The sequence below is a fragment of the Haloplanus litoreus genome (genome assembly GCF_045690335.1).
GTDB lineage: Archaea > Halobacteriota > Halobacteria > Halobacteriales > Haloferacaceae > Haloplanus > Haloplanus litoreus.
In genome coordinates, this window is sequence record NZ_CP147874.1 from 2,580,021 (window position 1) to 2,601,243 (window position 21,223).

Below are 21,223 nucleotides of genomic sequence, written 5' to 3' on the forward strand. Positions count from 1 at the left end.
GTCATTAATACAGTCGCCTGTCGGAGGGGAGGTATGGAACACGTCGACGTAGCCGTCGTCGGCGGCGGACCCGCCGGATCGGCGGCGGCACACGCGGCAGCCGAGGCCGGCGCGTCCGCGCGGGTCTTCGAGAAGGGGGTCCCCCGCGACGACCGACCGGGACTCGGTCCGGACTCGACAGACGCCGCCGGCATCCTCGATTACTGGGTCGACATCATGGGCATCCACCCCGACGAACTTCCCGACGGCGTCCTGCTATCGGAACTCGACCGCGCGACGTTCGTCGGCCCGTCGGAGTCCTGCGTCCTCCACAACACCGGCATCGAATCCTCGTACGACGGCTTCGGCTACACCTTCCACCGTGCCCGCTTCGACGACTGGCTTCGGGAACGGGCCGAGGCGGCTGGCGCCGACTACCGCGTCGGCGTCTCCGTCAGGGACGTCGAGACGACGCTCGACGACGACCCGCGACACACGCTCCGTCTGGCGGACGGCGACGCAGTGACTGCCGACTTCGTGATTCTCGCGGACGGCCCACAGCGCACCGTCACCAACCGGGTCCTCGACCGCTATCTTCCCTACCCGGTGACCGACCACCTCGGAACGACGACGGCCAACCACATCGCGTACCAGGAACACCGGGAACTGCCGCCGGCAGTCGCCGAGGACCTCCGTGGCGCCATCACGTTTTGGTGGGGGTACATCCCCGGCCACACGGCCTATCCGTGGGTCTTCCCGAACGACGACGACGTGGCCCGCATCGGCCTCACGATGCCCATCGGTCTCGACCTAGACGAGGTGACGGACCCGCAGTCCTACGCCCTGATCCATCCGGACGACGAGACGGTTCCGGGCGGGAGCGAGTATCTCCGTCGCCTCCTCGAACACGAGTACGGCGACGAGTACGACGTTCCCGAGGACTTTCCCCTGGTCGAGGACCGGGGCAAGTCCCAGGGTACCGAGACATACCCCATCTCCTCGACCAGGCCCGTCGACTCCCCCGTCGACGCCGGCATCGCCGTCGTCGGCGGGGCGATGGGGACGACCTCCGCGTTCCACGAGGGAGGCGACCACGTCGCCGTCCGCACGGGCGCTATCGCGGGCGAACGTGCCGGGACGGGCGACCTCTCGGGCTACAACGCTGCGTGGAAAGACGCCATCGAGGACGAGATTCTGCGGAACGTGACGATGGCCGACATGGTGGAAGAGTACGGTCCGGAGGACTGGGACAACATCTTCCGCACCGCCCGGAAGATGCTCGCCGAGGAGGAGGGATTCCGGATGTTCGAGCGCAAGTTCGCCGCCGGGTGGAACGCGATCAAACTCCTCGTCAGTTACCGCTGGCGGAAGCGTCGCCTCCGGCGGGGCGGCTACGTCAATATCTCCGAAGACGACTACGTCTACTGACTCCGACGGTCCGCAAGACGTTAGCCCGTGGGGGGCGTATCGCCGTGTGCGTGCCTTCAGTCCCCGCCCGAGTACGCCCACCAGGGCGCGATGACCGCGCGGCGAACCCGGGCACGTGACAGAGGTGGTTCCACGAACCACCGACGGGAGGCGTGCGACGCACGCCGACCGGGGCAGGCGATGCCTGCCCGAACGTGGCGCCGTCCCCACGCATCCGACGGCCGCCCGGCACGAGGGTTAGCCGGCCGACACGGCACGCCGCCAGGGATGAGGCCGGACGTTAGTGTTCCGGGCGTACATCGACCTTTTTCAGCGCTCGCTACGCTCGCTTGCAAAAGCTCGACCAAAAGCACACCTCAGTCGATCCGTTCCGTCCCTCAGTCGTCAGCCTCGCGCTCGCGTCCGTTCGCGCGAGTGAACCGGCGACCTACCGGGCTCTCCGAGCCGTTCGGTCGGTAGATGCTTGCTGATTTTACGTTCATCAGGCATACTCGTAGCGTCTCGCCCGGTAGTGTTCCGAGCGCACTATGAGAATCACTTATAAATAATACAAATCACGTCACCGACTACCTCCCGTTGAGGGAGATTCTCCCGTATCGACGGCTTTTCCGCCCACGTATTTGGAGATTGTCGATGACGACGACCCGCGGATGAGAGCTGCCGGGAGTACTGATATCCGTCTACTTTGGATAGCCGTGCGAAATAAGCGCCCGTATCTCGCACAAGAGCGACTCTAAAGTTAGCCTATTCAAATGTAGTGAGACAACAGCGGGCAGTGACCGAAATTGATGTCTATTCTCTCGATACATCACAATCTATACTATTCGGACGCATCTCCATCCAATATGGATTTACATTCCTCTATCAACGACGGATATTCGAATTGACACTCTGACTGCAATCCGATCATCAAAAATCCGCCATCCGAGTAAATCACGATCCGATTCAGTTCGGTGAAGGATTGAACTTCGTAACGGAGTTCGCCAACGATTTCGGCAGCCTTTGTATCGGTGTGGCTGAACTCCTTGATCAGGGTTTCCGACGATTTCACAAGTTGTTCCTCGGAGAACGTGTTCCGCATCTGGTCATGGAAATAGTACATGCTGACGGTCCCCCCATCGTAATATCCTACTCCGGTTACTTTCTCTCCGAGTCGTTGGTGAAGATAGGCGACTATCTCTCGATGGGTGGAAGGAATGTTAGCGATGTCGTTCTGCCAAGTTATCTGGTTTGTTTTTGCCCGGATCTCTTCACCGAACTCCGTCAATTCGTACAGTCGGCCTTTGTGTTGATCCTCGGGAACTGCGAGGGAGACAAGATCCTTCTCGCGTAATTCCGACAGAGTTCGGGACACGTGTGGCTGTCGGATACCCGTCTTCTGCGCGATCGAAGTCGGCGTTAGCTGACCTGCTTGAGAGAGCGACTGGATGACGTCCATCCGGTACGTCGAACGCAAAACATAGGATTTCGTATCTGGATCATCGGCCATTCTGTATGTGAATCAGTCCCACAGGGAAAAGTTCTGATGAAGCTGAAGATCTTGGTGGTTGTGATTTTATTCAATAAAAGTGACTTTATACCATTTGAATACCAGACCACAGGTGTACGTTAGAGATGGTGGATCCCACACTAAGCGTTCATGAGGCCCGTCAGCGACTCCATGAAATCGTTCGAAAGGATGTACCATTTAATGACAAAGCGCGTGAGGCGTTAGAGCTTGGCGAACAGTATCTCGGCGTGGACAACGGCTATCTCACCCGGATCGATCAAGAAACCAATCACTGGGAGATCGTCGTCACGACCGACACGGCAGACGGACAGGCCCCGCCTGGCCTTGAACTAGAGCTTCAGGAAACGTACTGTCGTGAGACCATCGAAGACGACGTTCCCTTCACACTCCACGATGCATCTACCCAAGGATGGGGCGACGATCCCGCCTTCGAAATCAGCGGGCATCATACGTATCTCGGTATCCCACTCATTACTGAGGAAGAACCCTACGGAACCGTCTGTTTTGCTGCGGACGAACCCCGTTCTGAATCGTTTAGCGAGGCTGAGACGCAGTTTGCTGACCACCTTACACGATTGCTCGAACGCGAACTCGAAAAAGAGCTCATTGAGGGCGAACTCACGAATCAGACCAACCTTGCCACGGTTCTTCACCGAGTCCTGCGGCACAATCTTCGAAACGAAATCTCCGTCATTCGGGGCTATACGAAGCTCATGGCCAAGCAACTGGATAACGATTCCATCGGTGAAACTGTTCTCACCCATATCGACGGCTTGATCGAGTTAAGTCAGAAAGCCCGCGAACTGGAAGAAGTCATCACCACCAGCTCCGAACGACAGTCCACCGAGATTGGCACTCTGATTGAGGATATTGCCGAGGAGATTACCCAGGAATATCCGGCTGCGTCGATCACTGTTGAGTACGACAACGAAATCCAGGGGGACGTGCTGCAGAACTTCGATCGGGCCATCGAGGAACTCATCGAGAACGCTGTCAAACACAGTGGCGACAATCCCCATGTCACGGTTGCTATCAGGACTGTCCCGAACGGTATCGAGATTCACATCGAAGATAATGGACCCGGGCTTCCTGATCACGAAGCCGAAGTCCTCACATCAGGGGTAGAGACGCCACTCACCCACGGCTCCGGCTTGGGCCTCTGGTTGGTCTACTGGATTGTGTCAAGCCACGACGGATCCATCGACCCGGAGATCACGGAACACGGGACGACGATGACGGTTGCTATCCCCCGGAAGCCCGACGTTCCTGCTCAACAACAGGTGACAGAACTGACGCGGTCGCGTGACAAGTACAAAACAAGCTTCGAAGAAGCGTCTGATGCGATCACTATCGTTAATGACGATGGCAGAATTGTAGATGCGAACGAAGCAGCGAGTACGATATTCGGCGTCGAGAACAACGAGCTACTCGGGCGGTCGTTAACGGAATTTTTCCCTGACGAGTTTGCATTCGATACCGAGTGGCAGCACTTCCAAGAGACCGGCGATCAAAGAGATACAACGACGATAATCGGTGCCGATGGCGTAGAGAAAAGTATTGAGTACTCGGGAACGTCAAATATTATCCCCGGCCAACACCTCTTCATTAGCCGGGATATCACCGAGCGCAAAGAGCGTGAACGGGAGGTGACGGAGTTAAAACAGCGGTATCAAACCCTGGTTGAGGCGGCCCCCGATCCATTGTTCGTTGCAGATCCTGAGACCAGAGAGATAATTGAGGTGAACGAAGCCGCCGAAACGTTACTCGGGATGTCATCTGACGAAATTATCGGGATGCATCAGCCCGAGATCCATCCCTCGGAGCAGACCGAACTCTATCGGCAAGTGTTCAAAGAACACGTCGAATCGGGTGGAGTGAAGCGCCGGCTTCCCGATGGATCACACATAACTGTTGTGACCGCCAACGGGGACCACGTCCCGGTCGAGATCAGCGCTGCTACGGTCTCGCTCCCTAATGGGCCTGTAACCTACGCCATTTTCAGGGACGTCTCTGAGCAGATTGAACGCGAGCAGGAAGTTGAAGAGACCACACAACGGCTCCAACTCGCCTTAGAAGGAACGGACACGGGAGTCTGGGACTGGACTATCGGCTCGGCCGAGGTACGCTGGAGTGAGTCTCTGGAAGGATTGGTCGGGATCGAACCAGGTACGTTCGAGGGTACCTTCGATGCGTTCGCGGAGTATATTCATCCTGACGACAGAGAGGGAGCCACTGCCGCTGTTGAACAGGCCGCCGAAACCGAGAGTCGATTTCAGACCGAGTATCGTATCCAGCGCGAGAATGACACAGACATCTGGGTCGAATCACGGGGTGAGGTCTACGACGATGGCGGCGATTCCAAGCGGATGGTTGGCATCGTCACTGACGTCACCGAGCGCAAAGAACGTGAGGCGGAGCTGACCCGGAAAACAGAGGCGATGGAGAAGGCACCAGTCGGGATAACACTCTCGGACCCGGATCAGTCGGACAACCCGCTGGTATACGCGAACGAACGCTACCGTGAATTAACCGGGTACGAGGAATTCGAAATCCTCGGACGAAACTGCCGATTTATGCAGGGCCCGGAGACCGATCCCGAACCGGTTGCCGAGATACACGACGCCATCGACAACGAGGAGCCAGTGTCGACCGTGCTTCGAAACTACCGGAATGATGGCACGATGTTCTGGAACCACGTGACGATTGCACCGATCAGAGACGAAGACGGTGAGGTCAGCAATTGGGTTGGATTCCAAGAAGATGCCACCGAGCGTATCGAACGCGAGCAACGACTGGAGTTAGCCGAGACCGTGTTCGAGAACACCCAAGATGCGCTGTTCGTTATTGACGTTTCCGAGGACCGCGAGTTCTACGTCGAGCGTGTGAATGAGGTCTATGAAGAGTTGACGGGCCTCTCGAACGACGAAATCGCCAGCAAGACGCCCACGGAAGCTGTTGGTGACGAAATCGACAGTGAAATCGAGTCGCAGTACCGCGAGTGCGTGGAACGGCAGGAAACGATTCAATACCCGGAAGAAATCCCAGTTGATGGCGAGCAACGGCAGTGGGAAACGAAAGTCACACCCGTAATTAGCGAGGGGCGGGTTGACAAACTGGTCGGTGCGATGCGGGATGTCACGGAAGTATAAAAGAAGAAAGCGCCTCACATGTTGGGAGTATTATTGATCCGACGAATTATCCGGCATCAGTCTATAGAGCGTCTAATTTCACTTCCGATGAGCCTACTAGTAGATTGTCGTCCGGTAGTGTTCCGGGCGTACATCTTCCGCCACTATCGGAATACGCTCTATAGCCACGGACGTCGTGCGGACGCATTCGGGGAACGGTCGGCGCTGGTCCGTCGGGTCGTCGGTGCCTAGCGGTGTCGCCCCGACCACTCGTTTGTCGTCGGCCGACGGCGAGTACCGAACACGGTCGAGTCGGCCGAACGTTGGCAGAGAGACGACGGAACCGTCCTCACGGAACCGCCGGTGGTCGGACGGACATCACGGTGGGAACCGAACTGATATATCGGTACGTCCGGTACGACAAGAACGAGACTATGCCATGGGGAGTTAACACGGAGTTCACCGAGGAAGAGGGACCCGAAGTAGAGATCGAAGAGGATCAGGAGAAAGTCGAGCGGAGTGAAGAGGGGTCCGAAACCACGCAGGACTTCGATATCGACGAAGCGATTTCGAACCTGGACTGATCGGGACGGTCCCGCCGGTCCGTCGTCGTCCCCGTGAGAGAACTACCGGTCGGAAGTGAGTACGATCCGGGGGAGCCGCCACCGCCGATCAGTCGCGTAGCGGGTCTTCGAGCATCGACCTGTCGAAAGCGGACGCTGCCCCGTCGCTCCCGCCCGTTGGAAAACGCCTCCGATGACGACACGGACACACAAAACGGGGGTAGTCTGAGCGGAGTGACTCTTACTCGTACCGTATGCGACACGTCGTTCGAGGTTCCGCCGAATACAGGGCACGGATCGGTCGTCGGTCGTCAGATCTCTCAGCGGAGCAATACCGGCCAACCCGCCCGGTATCCGTGGGGTGATCTCGCAGGCCGACGCCCCACTCGCGGACGACTTTTTCCGGGGACACCTCGTTGGGAACTGATATGGGGGTTTATTGTATTGCCACTGAAAGGACTGGTATGACACTCGATGTAGAGGTTCCGGAGTCACCGGACCTCTCGAACCGGGGGATGCCGCGCGAGTTCGAGTGGCAAGACGAGACGCTCGGATCGGAGGAGTTCTACCGCGAGGATCTCGAAGACCTGCTCCAGGAGGGTGCGTGGAAGGAGGGGTTCAACGAGTGGGCCGAATACACGAACCTCGGCGAAGAGCAGGTTCGGATCGTCAACGACCTCGGCCTGTTCCAGGCGCTCGACTTCTACTGGGACCCAACCGAAGACCGCCTTCGCTTCGACGCCCCGTCGATGCCGGACGACTGGAGAGAGCGAGACGCGACTGAGTCGCTCGATTCGGGCACAGTCTCGATGATCGACGCCGCGTTAGAGGACCTCGGCCGAGCCGTACAGGAGGTGCTGGAGGACTACCTCGAACGGGACGACGAGGCGTCTAGCTATGGCTGGGGTGAGGAAACGTACGGCAAACGCGGGGAGTGAGTCCAGTTACCACAGTCCCGATCCAAACTCCTGTCGTAGCGTGTGGGACTGTTTGCACGTCCGATCGCCGGACTGCGTGCGGTCGGGTCGGTGATGATGTACGAACCCTACCGTCGGTGTCCGTCAGAGATTCCATCGTCACTGTCGCATCCCGCTCGTAGTAATCACACCCGGTACGACCGTTCCGTCGGGCGGCGGGCCGAAGGCCAACGCTCAGAATCCCCAGGGATACAGGTCCGGGACCGCCCCAGGGTCCACGTGGACAGCGAGGGGATGGAGGGCGCTCGTCTCGTCGAGATAGACGAACGCGTCGTACCGGTCGGGGAGGACCGTTGGCACGTAGTTCCCGGCTTCGCGGGCCGGGTGATACACGACGCCGATGGCGCGATGGCCCCGTGGTCGGACGAGCGGCGAGTCGTCGGGGAGATTCTCGGTCACGAGGACGCAGTCGTCACCACCCGCTCGCTCGAAGACGTGTTCGTAGCTTCCCTCCTGTGCGGGTGGGACCGTCATCTCCTCCAGCCGCGCACCCCAGGAGTCCGCGGCGACGACACTGCCCCGGTGTGAACCCATGCCAACCAGCGCCACGTCGGCTCTGCCCTCGCGCTCGCGTACCAGTTGCCCGACGTTGAGCCGCCCACGCGCCTCCATATCGGTTGCCCTGGCGTCACCGACGTGGGTGTTGTGTGCCCACACGATTCCCTTGGCATCCGCCCCGTGATGATTCTGGAGGCGGTCGAGCGTTTCGACCATGTGCCGGTCGCGGATGTTCCAAGAGTCGACGTCGCCGCGGACCATCTCGCGGTAGTACTGCTCGGCATTTTTCGCGACGAGCGCGTTCTGTTCGGCGTTGAAGTAGTCGTCGCGGCCGTGATCGTCCGCCGCGCCCCCCTCGCGAAGCCGAGTCAGTATCTCCACCACCTCGTCCTCACAGGTTTCGGGGACCATCCGGAGCGCTCGCGCGTACTCCTGGGCGTCGTCACCGTACGGTTCGAAACACCGATAGGCGGCCCTGGCCTCGGCTGCCGCGTCGGGGTCGACGTCCTCGAGATAGTCTACGACCGCCACCAAGGACTCGAATAGACTGTACACGTCGAGACCGTAGACCCCGATCCGTTCCTCCTCGGCGGCGCTCTGGTTGTGAATCTCCAGCCAGTCCAGGAATTCGAGGACCTCCCAGTTCGCCCACAGCCACGTCGGCCACCGGTCGAACGCTTCGAGGGCGTCACGGACCGTCCCGGGGGACTCCGGGAGACCCTTGACGTATCGGTTGAGTTCGTAACAGTTCGTCCAGTCGCCCTCGACAGCGACGAACGAGAACCCTTTCTCCCGAATGAGTCGAGCAGTCAGGCGCGAACGCCAGCGGTAGTACTCCGAGGTGCCGTGCGACGCCTCCCCGAGCAACACGTACTTCCGGTCACCGAACTGTTCGACGAGGCGATCCAAGTCGTCGGGATGTTCGAGTCCGTGTGCCCGGGAACGAACGCCTGCGGCCGCCGCCTCGATATCTCCCGGTTCGGTCCACGATGTGCGGTCCTGTACTGTCATGCGTCCTCTCGTTCGGCCTCTTCCGCCGTGCCGAGTCGGTCACTGAGTTCGTCCTTGAGCTGGTCGTCGTTGACGTCCACTTCGAACACGAATTCGTCGCCGTCTTCCAGTCGTGTCGTCGCTCGAATGTTCGCGCTCACGAGTTCGGTATCGAAGTAGTACGGCGTGAATCGAGCCATGAGTTGGTCGTAGACTGCCGTTTCGATCCTGCGGATAGCTTTTCGGGTGGTCGTGTCGACCGCCCGAAGTCCGTGTTCGAGGGCATCCTCCCACTTCTCGAAAACGTCTTCTGGGCCGTCCACTTCCACCGTCTCGACCGATTCGATGGCCCGCTCGCTGGCCCGTTTGAGGTCCTCCGTGGCCGCCCGTCCGGTCCCCGCTTCGATGCTGGCCTTCTCGGCAGTTTTCTCGCTCACTCCCTCTTCGAGTGCTTCGTGGGCCTTCGGCCGCCGGTCGTTCCACTCGGCGAGTGCCCCCTCGTCCACGCCACACTCCCGCAACGCACGGGCCATCCGCTCGCCGTGAGAGACGATGTCGTCCCACGAGCCACGGACACGAAAACCGGAGAGACGGTCTTCCATAACGGAGGGCCACCTCGGACGGCGGCTTCTTCCGAACGACCGCCCCGGAGAGACGTCCCGTCGGTCTCTCACAGGGGGTCCACCCCGGTAGTGAGCTCCCCATCTGATTCGTCTTCCCCGGGAGTGGACGTCCGGTCGATACGCGAGTTGGGGACCGACCGCCAGCGTGTATGACATGGTGAGTCCGTGACGTTCCGCAGTCCCCATTACGTGGGCGAAAGTGAAAATATCCCAACGACTATTCCCGGTCGATAGTAACTGGCGACTGCGGTTCGTCCTGACAGCACCGCACACCGAACCCCACAGCGCTCGGAACGCACCCCTGTGCTCGTCGCGTTCGTCGGCGGCATCGTGATGCTCGTCGAATGGCCACTGCAGGCTCCCGTTCGAGTGAGGAACGAATCACTCGTCGGGCCGTGAGACGACCGAATCGTGACGCCCGCGGACGGCGAGAGTGATAGCCCGAACGTGGAGTCGTTCATCCGTGACGGACACGGCGTGTGCGTCACTCACCGAAACGACCGCACCGTGATTCTTTTACACACCCCACGAAACCCACAGTGAACGAAAAGCCCCTGTCGTGTGGCCACTCGTGTCCGTGATTCTACTGGGTGGCAAGCCCGGAGTTTCAACTGTCGTTGAGTGCCGAGGCTGTCTTCCCGTCAAATGAAAGTCACCTCACAGGTTTATTTTGCTAGACTACCACGGTATGACCGGTGATTATCCCGTGAACAAGAACGTCGGCGGCTACGATAGGCTCGGGCGATCCGTCATCGGTGCAGTCCTTCTCGTCGTCGGAATCGTCGGCTACGTTGGGCTGTTGCGCGTCGCCGTGGGGCCCGTCCCACAGGCGCTGATGGCGCTGATCCTCGTGGTGGTTGGCGCGATCCTGCTCGTGACTGGCTACACGCAGAAGTGCCCGATAAACAGCATACTGGGGTTGAACACGTGTTCCCCCCGCAACCGCTGACTCGGGCCGACCAGCCGGCTCTCGGAGTCGGTCTGGAGGCGTCGACGCCGCTTCTGCAACCCATCTCCGGTTGGGAACGTCGACAGGACCACGAACCAGTCGTTCGTTCCGAGCAGGGATATAAAACAAAACTTGTTAGTCCGCCTGTTGAGTCCTTTCCCCAATGAGTGACTCTGACGGGACGGACGCCGAGGAGTCCCTTCGGGAGGCCGTCGAACGCTCTCGGAGTGGCGCCCCCGCAGTCGGCAGCGTCGTGCGTGACCGCTTTTCTTCGGACGAAGTGTTCCAGCGGATCGTCGCGGCAGCCGACGAAGAGATCACGGCGGGGAACCGCGAACTGTTTTTCAGCGCCCTGGCGGGCGGCTTCGCGATCACGATTACCTTCCTGCTCTACGTCTCGATGAAAACGTCCACTGGGTCCGATCCGGTGTTGAGTTCCCTCCTCTACCCGCTCGGATTCATTTATATTATCATCGGCGGCTACCAGTTGTACACCGAAAATACCCTCCCACCGGTTGCGCTGACGCTCGAGCGGTTGGCGAGCATTCCGGCCTTACTTCGCAACTGGGTCGTCGTTCTGGCCGGTAACTTTACCGGAGGGGCGATGGGCGCTGCGGCGCTCGCGTTCGGGGGCGTACTCTCGCCGGAAGCCGGGATGATCGCCGCCGAGATCGCACAGGAAGGCGTGGATACTGCGTGGTGGAGTCTGTTCAGCAAGGCCGCGTTCGCCGGGTTGATCGTGGCTGGCGTCGTGTGGGTCGAATATGCGGCCAGGGATACCATCTCCCGTCTCGTGGTAGTCTATCTCGCCTTCCTCGCCATCCCGCTCGGTGGGCTATATCACTCCGTCGTCTCGTTCACCGAGATGATCTACCTGGTGTTACTCGGGGATCTCTCGGTCGTCGTGGGGGCCACGGAGTTCGTCCTGCCGGTCCTGTTGGGGAACACCGTCGGCGGCGTCGTGCTGGTGACGGTGGTCAACTACTTCCAGACGACCGAAAAGCGGCTCGCGTCGGCCCGGTTCGAAGGTGCCGAACGACAGCTGTCGATATCGGAGTGGACCCTCGGGAGTCTCGCCGGACGGTCGTACGTCCCCCTACTCGATACGGAAGACGCCCCCGCGGTGACCGACGAGGACACCTACCGGGTTCTCGTTCCCATCTTGAACCCGCGAACGGAAGCTGATCTCGTCAAGTTGGCCTGTACGCTGGCCAGTGAGAGACAGGACGCGCTGGTCTCGCCCGTACACATCGTCCAGACACCCCCCGAGGGGCACAAGTATGGCACGACGGAGCGGCGACAGATCGCCGACGAATCCGAGAAGCTGATGGACGAACTGGGAGAAATCGCCGCCGAGTACGACGTCGAATACGAGACCTCGACCGTCGTCTCCCAGCGTTCCTTCGAAGCGCTGTTCGAAGTCGCTCGGCGGAACCAGGCGGATCTGGTGGTGATGCAGTGGGACGACGACAGAGTGTGGGGTGCTGCGAGAGCCGACCGGTCACTTAGCGACCTCACCCGCGAACTCCCCTGTGACTTCCTCGTTCTCAAGAACCGCGGGTTCGATCCGTCGCGGATCCTGCTTCCGACGGAAGGCGGCCACAACTGCGAACTGGGCTCCGAGATCGCGAGCACGCTCCGGTCCGCCGTGGATGCCGAGCTCTCGCTGTTGCACGTCGTCGACGGACGGGACGAACGCGAGGCCGGTGAGCAGTTCCTCGAAAAGTGGTCTCGGGACCACAACCTCGAAGATGCCACACGGACAGTCGACGATTCCGGAAATATCGAGGGCGCAATTGCCCGCGAAGCCCGGTCACATTCGCTCGTGATTATCGGAGCGACTGAACGCGGCCTCCTCTCGCGGCTCGTCCGCGACTCGCTCAATCTGTCGGTGATCGACGACGTGGAATGTTCGGTGCTGCTCACCGAGCGGGCGACGCCACGGTCGCTCTCCGAGCGGCTATTTGGTCGCCGCTGAGGGCCTGCGTTCGCCGCTCACCGGCAGTCGGCCGCGGAGCGCCGTCTGCATCCGTCCGTCAGAGGGTCGTCGGATCACGACCCCGTCGGCAGGGCGTCGGGCCACCGGAGACGTTCGCGGTCTGCAGCCCCGCCGAATCGGTCGTTGGGGACGCACGCGGAGCGTAGCGCCCGGTGCCCTGTCGGACGGACCGTCCAGCGAGGGAGAGACCGTTTCTACGGACGTGAGAACGATCCCCTTGTCTTATTGAAACCTCCGTCGTACCGCCCAGTATGGGCGAACTCGAAACTGAAGCCGAGAAAACGCGGTCGGAAGTCGCCTCGATTCTCCGCGAACTGGCCGACCAGCTCGACGGCGGCGGAGAGGTGACGCTGGAACTCGGCGGCCGGCGGGTGCAGTTGAATCCCACGAATCCAGTGACGTTGAAATTAGAGGGCGAATCGGACTGGTCCGAGGGGGATGCCGAGGCGAAACAGAGCATCGAGTTCGAGTTGGTCTGGTGGCGCGACGCCCAGACGGCAGCGGAGGGAACGCTGGATATCAGCGACGAGGGCGTGTAACAGCGCTATTTTCTCGACAACCCCAGTATGTACGACCGAATCCTCTTCCCGACGGACGGGAGCGAGCCGGCGGAATCGGTTTTCGACTACGCACTCCAGATCGCGTCCAAACACGGGGCCACGGTCCACGTCGTCCACGTCGTGGACACCGGCCAGGACGGCCTCGCCCGGCTTCGAGACGACGTGCTCGACGTCCTAGAACGGGAAGGAGAGGCAATCGTGAACGAAACGGCGGAGCGCGCGACCGAACGCGATATCCCCGTCACCTCGGACGTCCTCCAGGGCGACCCGCACACGTCGATCGTCGAGTACAGCCACCGGTCCGATATCGACCTGATCGTGATGCCGACCCACGGGCGGCGTGGGCTGGAGCGGACCCTGCTGGGGAGCGTGACGGAACGCGTCATCACCACGGCCGACGCGCCCGTAGTCGCAGTCAACCCCGAGCGGAACCGGCCACTCACCTATCCGTGCCGGGACCTGCTCGTTCCGGTCGACGGTAGCCGGGGGGCCGCGCTCGCGTTGAACGAGGGTATCGCCGTAGCGAAAGCGACCGGTGCGGCGCTGCATCTACTGCACGTCGTCGAGACGGGGAGCCTCGGTCCGGAGGATCGTTCCGTCTCGACGGAGGGCGAACTGACGGAGCGAGCGAACGGGATTATCGCGGACGCCACCGAGACTGCAGCGGCGGCGTCCCTCGACCGTATCGTGAGCGAAATCGAAGACGGCGTCCCGTCCGAGGCGATCCGTTCTTACGCCGAGGCGAACGGAATCGACCTCGCTATCCTGGGTACGCACGGAGAGACGGACTTCAGCCGATACGTGCTGGGTGGCGTCAGCGCGAAAATCGTGCGCACGTCGCCGGTTCCGGTCATGTGGGTCCGTGAGCCGGACGCGGAAGCGAGAGACTAGCGTCCCACGGACCGAGTGCCGAGCCGTTTCCGGAGGACGTGCGCTTCGAATCGGAACGGCGTCCGCCTCGAGAGCGGGTCGCGTCGTCCCCGCAGACGGTCGTGGACGAACACGACGCCGGAGCAGCAGTCACACTCCGGGCAGGGGACGACTCCGCGACCCTCGATCCGCCCGGCCGACGTTCGAGCGAACGGCCGGACTGGAACCGGGCCGCTTAACACTCGACGGTGCTCGCATCCGGTATGGGTTTTGGAAGCTACGACGAGTCCGAACAGCAGAACCAGGAGGTCGACACCGACGACGGCGAGGGAGTGAACGTCCACGAGAACGATCACGAGGGCGAGTTCACCTTCGAGTCGGACGCGTCGACCGACGATCTCGTCGACAAACTCGCGGACATGAAAGACAGTTCCGACGACGAGTAGTCGACGACCCGACCGCCGTACAGCGCACCACCCGGTCGACGATCCACTCGTCACCGGTGGGACCGCGTTCACCGCGTTCTCGACGGGATCACTCCGGCGAATCGGTAGTGTGATCGGCAGTCACGACGGCGCGGACGACGGTCCCGACCGGTCGTCGCTCACCGTGCCTCGACGACGAACTCGGTGCCGGGTTCCATCCGTGCAGTCATCTCGCCGAGTAGCGGTGGGTCGGACCCGGCGTCGCCGGGGCGGGCGAGGTGATACTCGCGGCCGACCGTCGCGAGCGCGAGTTTCGCCTCGATGAGGGCGAACTGGCGGCCGATACAGCGCCGAGGACCGCCGCCGAAAGGCGCGTAGGCGAAGTCGGGAAGTCGCTCGCGGAGGCCGGTGTCCCAGCGCCCGGGGCGAAAGGCCGCGGGGTCGTCGTAGAATCGAGGGTCTCGGTGGACCTGATCGACGGTGAGCCACGTGGCCGCGCCCTCGGGGATGCGGTACCCGTCGAGGATCACGTCCGTCGCCGCCTCGCGGGGGATGGTGTACACCGGCGGGTAGAGGCGGAGCGTCTCGGTCACGACGCGTCTGGTGACGTTCAGGTCGTCGAGATCCTCGACCGTGGGTGGGCCGTCGAGGGCGTCGACTTCGGCGTGGAAGCGCTCCCGGACGTCGGGGTGGGTGGCGAGGGCGTAGAAAGCGAAGGCGATGGCCGTCGAGGTGGTGTCGTGGCCGGCGAAGATCATCGTCACCACCTGATCGCGGAGGCGGTCGTCGCTGAGGGCGCCGTCGGCCGCGACGCCCGACTCGCGGAGGGCCACGAGCAGGGAGAGGAGGTCGTCGGCCGCCGACGGATCGGCCGGCGGGTCCGTGGCCGCCGCGTCGAGGAGGCGGTCCGCGACGTTCCGGAGGCGCTCTTTCCCCCGCTGGAACCGGCGGCGGGCGGGCGTCGGCACCCAGTGGGGGAGCGGGTAGGAGGTCGGGGCGAACCAGTGTTGCAGGCGGTCGGCGGCCGTTCGGATCTCCGCGTCGCCGTCGATGGCGAGTTCCCGTCCGAACAGCGTCGCGAAGAGTACGTCGAGACTCAACTGGCTCGTCTCAGCGGCGAGGTCGATCCGCGTGCCCGGTTCCCAGCGGCGACACCGACGGCGAACCTGTGCGACCATCTCGTCGCCGTGACCGAGAAGGCGGTCCCGCGCGAACAGCGGCTGGAGGGTCTCCCGCTGTCGGCGCCAGGCATCGCCCTCGACGGCGACGAGGCCGCCATCGAAGGCGATGCGGAAGTCGTCGGACTTGCGGAACTCGTCCCGGCCACTCAGGAGGACCCGTTCGAAGTAGTCGGGGTGGCCGAGGTGGTAGACGTCGCCGGGACCGAGGAGTTTGATCCGGACGAAGTCGCGCTCGGCCATCGCGCGGTTCCGGAAGCCGAACACGTCACGCATCGCCCCGACGGTGTGGGTCAGAGGGTGGCCGAGCGTCGAGGGGTAGGGTGGAAGCGGCGGGTCACCAGTCGAGCCGTCGGCTCCCGCGCCACTCTCCCGTCCACCGCCACCCGCAGAGGGCTTCCGTGCCATACGTCCGGCGTACGGTCTCGGGTGGTTAGTCCTTCGGGGACGGCGCCGGTCAGATCCCCTGAACCCCGTCGACGACGCCCACCGTCTCCAGGGTCATCCAGACGAGAAAGACGGCGTAGAGCGCGAGCAGCGCGTAGGCCTCGGGGTTCGTCAGTTCGAGGTGCGTGCGAGTGAAGACGACGAAGACGATGGTCGCGAACGCGAGAAAGCCGAGCATCGGGATGGCGACGAGGAAGTTCACGGTCACCGATCCAGCCAGCAGGACGCCCACGGGAATCGCAACGAGGAGGTTGAACGTGTTGCTCCCGAGGACGTTGGTGAGGCTGGTGATGCTGTCGTCGTCCCGGGCGGCGCGGACGCTGACGAACGTATCGGGGAGACTGGTCGCGGCGGCGATGACGGTCAGCCCCCAGAGGAAGGGGGGCGTCCCGAAGAACTCGCCGAGCGAGAGGGCGGCGCTGACGATGCCCTCGACGCCGACGGCGATGAGGGTGAGGGCAACGGCGAGCCACGCCCACTCCCGGCGGACGGAGATATCGGGGGGGGTCGCGGCGTCGTGGTCGCGGGTGTCCTGGTACTGGAGGAAGACGTAGATGCCGTAGGTGAGCAGGGGGAGGATGGCGAGTGTCGGCGTGAGGATGGCCGCCTCGTTCGTGCCGCCGGGGACGTGCGTCGCGCCGAGGGCGAACGTGAGAAAGAGGACGAGGATGCTGATGATGTAGAACTGGGCGTCCTTGTGGACGATGTCACGGGTGGCTTCCAGTTCCTCGCTCATGAGCGCCGCGGCGGCGGGAATCACGAGGAGATTGAAGATGGCGCTCCCGACGATGGCACCGACACCCAGCGAGAACTCCCCGTGGACGAGCGTGCTGATGACGACGGAGCTGAGTTCCGGAAAGCTCGATCCGACGGCGACGACGACGGCTCCGTGGACGGCGACGGGCAGACCGTAGTACCTGCTGAGCCGACTGGCCGACGATTCGAGGCGCTCGCTCCCCGTCCAGATGACGGCCGTCGAGACGAGCGCCAATCCGACCGAGAGCGCGGGACCGAACACTCCCCGATCGTCGGGGGGAGCGGTCAAAGGGTTGTCCCTTCGACTCCGATCCCGCGCGTATAAGTGTCGTGGGAGTGACCGTTCCGGCGTGTCCGACCGGTGGCTCTACGCGTGGGGGCTCGTCTCGCTGGGTCTCGGCGGGGCGTCGCTCATCGTCCCGCTGTACGTCGTGGAACTGGGTGGTGGTCCGGCGACGCTCGGCATCCTTGCGGCCGCGGCCGCGGCGGCGGGTGCGCCGGGGGCGCTCGGTGCAGGGGTGTTGAGCGACCGAACAGGCCGCCGCCGGAGCTACGTCCTCGCGGCCGTCGGCGTCGTGTCCGCCGCACTCGCGGCCGTACCGGCGCTCGACTCCATCGCCGCCGTCGTCGTCGTGAACGCCGTCATCTGGCTGGCGTTCGCCGCCGCCGTCCCCATCCTCACCCTCCTCGCCGTCGTCGGGACTGCGGAGTCCGCGTGGAGCGACCGGATCGCCCGCCTCAACGAGATTCAGGGCGTCGGCTGGGCGCTCGGTCTGTTGGTCGGCTTCCTCGTCGTCGTCGCCGGCGAGCGTCTGGGACTCTCCGCCGTCGACGCCCAGCGAGCCGCCTGTCTGGTCTATGCGGCCAGCACGGCCGTCGGGGGACTCGTCGCCGCCCGGTCGTTGCCCGCCGACGGCGGGGCCGGGCGCACACCGGCCCCGCGACGCCTACGTCGGGCCATCCGTGACGCTCGACGCTTCGGCGTCCGGGGCGCCGGCTTCCCCTTCACGCCACGTCGGATGGACCTCCGCGGCCTCCACCCGCGGCGGTTCTCCCGGCGGTTCACCCCCGAACTCGCCACCTTCTTCCTCGCGGTCGTCCTGGTGTTCGCCGGGTTCGGCGCCTTCTTCGCCCCGCTCCCCGCCTACCTCGCGAGCGTCGGGACGAGCGACGGCGGCGTCTTCGGCCTCTATCTCGCGCTGAACGTCGCCGCGGCGGCCTTCTTCGGCGCGTCCGCGGCGCTCACGTCGCGGTACGAAGTGACGCTGGTCCACAGTGCAGGCCTCGCGGTGAGAGGGGTCGCCATCCCCGCCGTCGCGCTGACGGGCGGGCTGTTGGCACCGGTCGTCCTCCTGTTCGTGGTGATCGGCCTGTCGTGGGCGGTCCTCGCCGTCTCGGCGGGGACGCTCGTCACTCGCCTGTCGCCGGCCATCGTCCGCGGCGAGGCACTCGGCGTCTACAGCGCCCTCTCGACGTTCGCGAGCGGCGTCGGGAGCGTGGCCGGCGGGTGGCTGGCGGCGACGGGGTACGACCGAACGTTCGCCGCCGCCGGCGGTGTCGTCCTGGTCGGGGCGATGGTCGTCCTCTCGCTCCGCCGACGGGTGAGCCGGCGGTCGGCTGCCGACGCGGAGCGGACGCTTTATTCCACCGACCGCTCAGAATGAGCCATGGACACCTGGCAGCGCCGGACGCTGATCTACGTGGTCGTCCTCGTCGCGGTGATGATTGGCTACGCCGCGGTGTACGACGCCGGCATGTCCGTGTTCGAGGGGACGCCGATCAGCTACCTCCACGCGCTCCAGGTCGTCGTCGAGACGTTCACCACCACCGGTTTCGGCTCCGACGCCCCGTGGTCGAGCAATGAGATGAACGTCCTCGTCATCGTCATGGATCTGACCGGCGTGGTGCTCATCTTCCTGGCGCTTCCGGTGCTCGTCTTTCCGCTGTTCGAGGAGGCCGTCTCGACGACGGTGCCGACGGCGGCCGGGGAAGAGCTCACGGACCACGTCGTCATCTGCACGCTGACGCCGCGGGGCGAGACGCTGGTCGACGAACTCGACTCCTGGGGCGTCGACCACCTGATCCTCGAACCCGACCGCGACCGGGCGGAGGATCTCTACGAGGAGGGACACGACGTGATCCACGCCGACCCGCAGTCGGTCGACGGCCTGAAGGCCGCCCGACTCCCGCACGCCCGGAGTCTCGTCGCCGACGACTCCGATCCGGTGAACACGAGCATCGTCCTGACGGCGAAGGAAGTCGCTGAGGACGTGCGGACGGTGAGCGTCGTCGACGATCCGGACCGGGAGCGGTACCACCGCCTCGCCGGCGCCGACGACGTCCTCTCGCCGCGGGCCTTGCTCGGCGAGGGACTCGCCTCGAAGGTGACCACGGGCGTCTCGACGGAACTCGGCGAGGCGATCGAGGTGGGCGAGGACTTCGAGGTAGCGGAGTTCCCGATCCATCGGGGGAGCGACCTCGTGGGGCGGACCATCGCGGAGAGCGGCATCCGCGAACGGGCCGGGGCAAACGTGATCGGAGCGTGGTTTCGGGGGCAGTTCGAGAGCCCGCCCGATCCGGACGCGACGCTCGACAACGGGACCGTGTTGCTGGTCAGTGGCCGCGAGAACCAACTCGAACGGCTGAAGGACATGACGATGTCCGACGTGCGGCGGTTCAGCCGGGGCCGGACGGTCGTCGTCGGTCACGGCGAAGTCGGCGGCACCGTCTCCGAGGCGCTCTCGGGCGCGGGCATTGCCCACACCGTGGTCGATCTACACGAGGGGGAGAGCGTCGACGTGGTCGGCGACGCCACCGACCCCGAGGTGCTCTCCGCGGCGGGCGTCGAGGACGCCCGAAGCGTCATCCTGGCGCTCCCGGACGACACCATCACCGAGTTCGCTATCCTCGTCGTCCGAGATCTGAACCCCTCCATCGAACTGATCGCCCGCGCGGAACAGACCGAGAACGTCCAGAAGATGTACCGCGCGGGCGCGGACTACGTGCTCTCGCTGGCGACGGTCAGCGGGCGGATGCTGGCCTCCACGATTCTCGAGGACGAGGAGGTGATCTCGCTGGACAAACAGGTCGAAGTCGTCCGCACGCGGGCGCCCAACCTCGTCGGCCGGACGCTCGGCGAGGCGGACGTACGCGCCAGAACCGGCTGTACCGTCGTCGGCGTCGAACGCGACGGCCAGGTGGTGACCGATCTCGGTCCCGAGTTCGTGGTCCGCGAGGGCGACGAACTCGTCATCGCGGGCACCGACGAGGGGACCAACCGATTCACCGAGACGATGAGTTAGCGGGCTACTCCATCGTCACGACGAGCTTTCCGAGCGTGTCACGGTCTCTCATGGTCGCGAAGGCGTCGCCCGTCTCGTCGAGGGGAACGGTCCGGTCGATCCGCGGGGAGAGATCACCGCTCGCGACGAGGTCGACCAGTCGCTCGAGGTCGGCCTGCGTCCCCATCGTACTCCCGATGACGCGGTGGTGGCTCCGGAACAGGCTGGCGATGTCGATTTCGGAGGTCGGCCCGGCGGTCCGCCCGCAGACGACCATCCGCCCGCCGCGGCGCATCACGTCGAGACCGAGGCCGGTGTAGACGCCACCGAGATGGTTGACGACGGCGTCGGGGCGGCCGACGGCCTCGACCGCTGCGCGGAGTTCGTCGGGATCGGTGCCCTGGATGGTGTGATCGGCGCCGAGTGTCGAGAGCGTCTCCAGTTTCGACGCCGAGGACGAGGTGCCGATGCTGCGGACGCCGAGGACGTCCGCGAGCTGGACGGCGGCGACGCCGACGCCGCCCGTCGCGCCGGGGACGAAGAGCAGGTCGCCGGGTTCGAGGTCGGCCCGTCGGAGCATGTGGTAGGCGGTCAGATACGCCGTCGGGAGCGCCGCGGCGGTGGTCGCGTCGACGTCGTCGGAGAGGGGGAGCAGCCGCGACGCCTCCACGCAGGCCGCCTCAGCGAGACCGCCGTGGTACAGCGAGTAGTTCTCACAGAGGTTCTCCGGCCCCTCCCGACAGAACCGGCAGGTGCCGCACGTCTCGTTCGGACAGAGGACGACCCGGTCGCCGGGTTCGACGCCGGTGACGCCCTCGCCCACTTCGCTCACGGTCCCCGCGACGTCGAGGCCGCTGACGAACGGGAGGTCGGTCGGATCGATCATCGCCGACGCGCCGTTCAGGATCCAGAGGTCGTGGTGGTTGATCGAGCAGGCGTCGACGTCCACCAAGGCCTCCCCGGGTCCGGGGTCGGGGGTTGGCTGTTCGACGACGTCCACGCCGTCCGGTCCGATCAGTTCGGTGAAGGCTGCGGCACGCATCGCCCGTTCGTTCGTGGCCG

At 63.7% G+C, this 21,223-nt stretch carries 18 protein-coding genes; 12 read left to right on the forward strand and 6 right to left on the reverse strand.

All coding sequences use genetic code 11. The features are described 5' to 3' along the window. The first annotated feature begins 33 nt into the window (after positions 1 to 33). Complete coding sequence (locus tag V8686_RS13795; protein WP_379705074.1) at positions 34 to 1,407, forward strand: NAD(P)/FAD-dependent oxidoreductase; 1,374 nt, start codon at positions 34 to 36, stop codon at positions 1,405 to 1,407. An 820-nt stretch (positions 1,408 to 2,227) separates the two neighbouring features. Here V8686_RS13795 and V8686_RS13800 read toward each other — a convergent pair. Continuing rightward, positions 2,228 to 2,896 (reverse strand): ArsR family transcriptional regulator, encoded by a 669-nt coding sequence (locus V8686_RS13800; protein ID WP_379705076.1) that lies wholly within the window; start codon positions 2,894 to 2,896, stop codon positions 2,228 to 2,230. 125 nt (positions 2,897 to 3,021) lie between these two features. On the opposite strand from V8686_RS13800, the gene V8686_RS13805 reads away from it, so the two are divergent. The 3 genes from V8686_RS13805 to V8686_RS13815 all read left to right on the forward strand — a co-directional run bounded on the left by V8686_RS13805 (position 3,022) and on the right by V8686_RS13815 (position 7,546). Beyond that, positions 3,022 to 6,066 (forward strand): PAS domain S-box protein, encoded by a 3,045-nt coding sequence (locus V8686_RS13805; protein ID WP_379705078.1) that lies wholly within the window; start codon positions 3,022 to 3,024, stop codon positions 6,064 to 6,066. Positions 6,067 to 6,428: 362 nt separating this feature from the next. Continuing rightward, positions 6,429 to 6,629 carry a hypothetical protein gene (locus tag V8686_RS13810; RefSeq protein WP_379705080.1) on the forward strand — a complete coding sequence of 67 codons (201 nt, stop codon included), beginning with the start codon at positions 6,429 to 6,431 and terminating at the stop codon, positions 6,627 to 6,629. Between the two features lie 494 nt (positions 6,630 to 7,123). Further along, complete coding sequence (locus V8686_RS13815; protein ID WP_379706605.1) at positions 7,124 to 7,546, forward strand: hypothetical protein; 423 nt, start codon at positions 7,124 to 7,126, stop codon at positions 7,544 to 7,546. Positions 7,547 to 7,759: 213 nt separating this feature from the next. Here V8686_RS13815 and V8686_RS13820 read toward each other — a convergent pair whose 3' ends face one another. Then, complete coding sequence (locus V8686_RS13820; protein ID WP_379705082.1) at positions 7,760 to 9,094, reverse strand: erythromycin esterase family protein; 1,335 nt, start codon at positions 9,092 to 9,094, stop codon at positions 7,760 to 7,762. After that, positions 9,091 to 9,675 (reverse strand): DUF5828 family protein, encoded by a 585-nt coding sequence (locus tag V8686_RS13825; RefSeq protein ID WP_379705084.1) that lies wholly within the window; start codon positions 9,673 to 9,675, stop codon positions 9,091 to 9,093. The genes V8686_RS13820 and V8686_RS13825 overlap by 4 nt, the downstream gene beginning before the upstream one ends. A 709-nt stretch (positions 9,676 to 10,384) precedes the next feature. Between V8686_RS13825 and V8686_RS13830 the strand changes: the two genes are divergently transcribed. The 6 genes from V8686_RS13830 to V8686_RS13855 all read left to right on the forward strand — a co-directional run bounded on the left by V8686_RS13830 (position 10,385) and on the right by V8686_RS13855 (position 14,520). After that, on the forward strand, positions 10,385 to 10,645 hold the full coding sequence (locus V8686_RS13830; RefSeq protein ID WP_379705086.1) for a YgaP family membrane protein: 261 nt from the start codon (positions 10,385 to 10,387) through the stop codon (positions 10,643 to 10,645). Between the two features lie 163 nt (positions 10,646 to 10,808). Beyond that, the gene (locus tag V8686_RS13835; RefSeq protein WP_379705088.1) at positions 10,809 to 12,623 is read left to right on the forward strand and encodes a formate/nitrite transporter family protein; all 1,815 of its coding nucleotides are present in this window, start codon (positions 10,809 to 10,811) and stop codon (positions 12,621 to 12,623) included. A 272-nt stretch (positions 12,624 to 12,895) separates the two neighbouring features. Continuing rightward, a complete protein-coding gene (locus V8686_RS13840) occupies positions 12,896 to 13,183 on the forward strand; it encodes an amphi-Trp domain-containing protein (protein WP_379705089.1) in 288 nt (95 codons plus the stop codon). Between the two features lie 27 nt (positions 13,184 to 13,210). Beyond that, a complete protein-coding gene (locus V8686_RS13845; RefSeq protein WP_379705091.1) occupies positions 13,211 to 14,095 on the forward strand; it encodes a universal stress protein in 885 nt (294 codons plus the stop codon). Positions 14,096 to 14,133: 38 nt separating this feature from the next. Continuing rightward, positions 14,134 to 14,313, forward strand: coding sequence for an amphi-Trp domain-containing protein (locus tag V8686_RS13850; RefSeq protein ID WP_379705093.1), 180 nt, complete (start codon positions 14,134 to 14,136; stop codon positions 14,311 to 14,313). Positions 14,314 to 14,337: 24 nt separating this feature from the next. Further along, positions 14,338 to 14,520 carry a DUF5786 family protein gene (locus V8686_RS13855; RefSeq protein WP_379705095.1) on the forward strand — a complete coding sequence of 61 codons (183 nt, stop codon included), beginning with the start codon at positions 14,338 to 14,340 and terminating at the stop codon, positions 14,518 to 14,520. 158 nt (positions 14,521 to 14,678) lie between these two features. On the opposite strand, the gene V8686_RS13860 is transcribed toward V8686_RS13855, so the two are convergent. Together V8686_RS13860 and V8686_RS13865 are read right to left on the reverse strand one after the other, a co-directional pair. After that, positions 14,679 to 16,085 (reverse strand): cytochrome P450, encoded by a 1,407-nt coding sequence (locus tag V8686_RS13860; RefSeq protein WP_379705097.1) that lies wholly within the window; start codon positions 16,083 to 16,085, stop codon positions 14,679 to 14,681. Positions 16,086 to 16,134: 49 nt separating this feature from the next. Next, positions 16,135 to 17,142 (reverse strand): sodium:calcium antiporter, encoded by a 1,008-nt coding sequence (locus V8686_RS13865; protein ID WP_379705099.1) that lies wholly within the window; start codon positions 17,140 to 17,142, stop codon positions 16,135 to 16,137. 88 nt (positions 17,143 to 17,230) lie between these two features. Between V8686_RS13865 and V8686_RS13870 the strand changes: the two genes are divergently transcribed. Further along, complete coding sequence (locus tag V8686_RS13870; RefSeq protein ID WP_379705101.1) at positions 17,231 to 18,544, forward strand: MFS transporter; 1,314 nt, start codon at positions 17,231 to 17,233, stop codon at positions 18,542 to 18,544. A 3-nt stretch (positions 18,545 to 18,547) separates the two neighbouring features. Next, positions 18,548 to 20,182 carry a potassium channel family protein gene (locus tag V8686_RS13875; RefSeq protein ID WP_379705102.1) on the forward strand — a complete coding sequence of 545 codons (1,635 nt, stop codon included), beginning with the start codon at positions 18,548 to 18,550 and terminating at the stop codon, positions 20,180 to 20,182. 4 nt (positions 20,183 to 20,186) lie between these two features. On the opposite strand, the gene V8686_RS13880 is transcribed toward V8686_RS13875, so the two are convergent. Continuing rightward, positions 20,187 to 21,203 carry an alcohol dehydrogenase catalytic domain-containing protein gene (locus V8686_RS13880; RefSeq protein WP_379705103.1) on the reverse strand — a complete coding sequence of 339 codons (1,017 nt, stop codon included), beginning with the start codon at positions 21,201 to 21,203 and terminating at the stop codon, positions 20,187 to 20,189. Between the last annotated feature and the right edge of the window lie 20 nt (positions 21,204 to 21,223).

Excerpts from the sequence above, each read along its gene's own strand:
- V8686_RS13835 (WP_379705088.1), top strand. The coding sequence starts at position 10,809 with ATGAGTGACTCTGACGGGACGGACGCCGAGGAGTCCCTTCGGGAGGCC.
- V8686_RS13880 (WP_379705103.1), bottom strand. The coding sequence starts at position 21,203 with ATGCGTGCCGCAGCCTTCACCGAACTGATCGGACCGGACGGCGTGGAC.
- V8686_RS13845 (WP_379705091.1), top strand. The coding sequence starts at position 13,211 with ATGTACGACCGAATCCTCTTCCCGACGGACGGGAGCGAGCCGGCGGAA.
- V8686_RS13825 (WP_379705084.1), bottom strand. The coding sequence starts at position 9,675 with ATGGAAGACCGTCTCTCCGGTTTTCGTGTCCGTGGCTCGTGGGACGAC.
- V8686_RS13875 (WP_379705102.1), top strand. The coding sequence starts at position 18,548 with ATGGACACCTGGCAGCGCCGGACGCTGATCTACGTGGTCGTCCTCGTC.
- V8686_RS13815 (WP_379706605.1), top strand. The coding sequence starts at position 7,124 with ATGCCGCGCGAGTTCGAGTGGCAAGACGAGACGCTCGGATCGGAGGAG.
- V8686_RS13840 (WP_379705089.1), top strand. The coding sequence starts at position 12,896 with ATGGGCGAACTCGAAACTGAAGCCGAGAAAACGCGGTCGGAAGTCGCC.
- V8686_RS13855 (WP_379705095.1), top strand. The coding sequence starts at position 14,338 with ATGGGTTTTGGAAGCTACGACGAGTCCGAACAGCAGAACCAGGAGGTC.
- V8686_RS13860 (WP_379705097.1), bottom strand. The coding sequence starts at position 16,085 with ATGGCACGGAAGCCCTCTGCGGGTGGCGGTGGACGGGAGAGTGGCGCG.
- V8686_RS13830 (WP_379705086.1), top strand. The coding sequence starts at position 10,385 with ATGACCGGTGATTATCCCGTGAACAAGAACGTCGGCGGCTACGATAGG.
- V8686_RS13805 (WP_379705078.1), top strand. The coding sequence starts at position 3,022 with ATGGTGGATCCCACACTAAGCGTTCATGAGGCCCGTCAGCGACTCCAT.
- V8686_RS13820 (WP_379705082.1), bottom strand. The coding sequence starts at position 9,094 with ATGACAGTACAGGACCGCACATCGTGGACCGAACCGGGAGATATCGAG.
- V8686_RS13795 (WP_379705074.1), top strand. The coding sequence starts at position 34 with ATGGAACACGTCGACGTAGCCGTCGTCGGCGGCGGACCCGCCGGATCG.
- V8686_RS13800 (WP_379705076.1), bottom strand. The coding sequence starts at position 2,896 with ATGGCCGATGATCCAGATACGAAATCCTATGTTTTGCGTTCGACGTAC.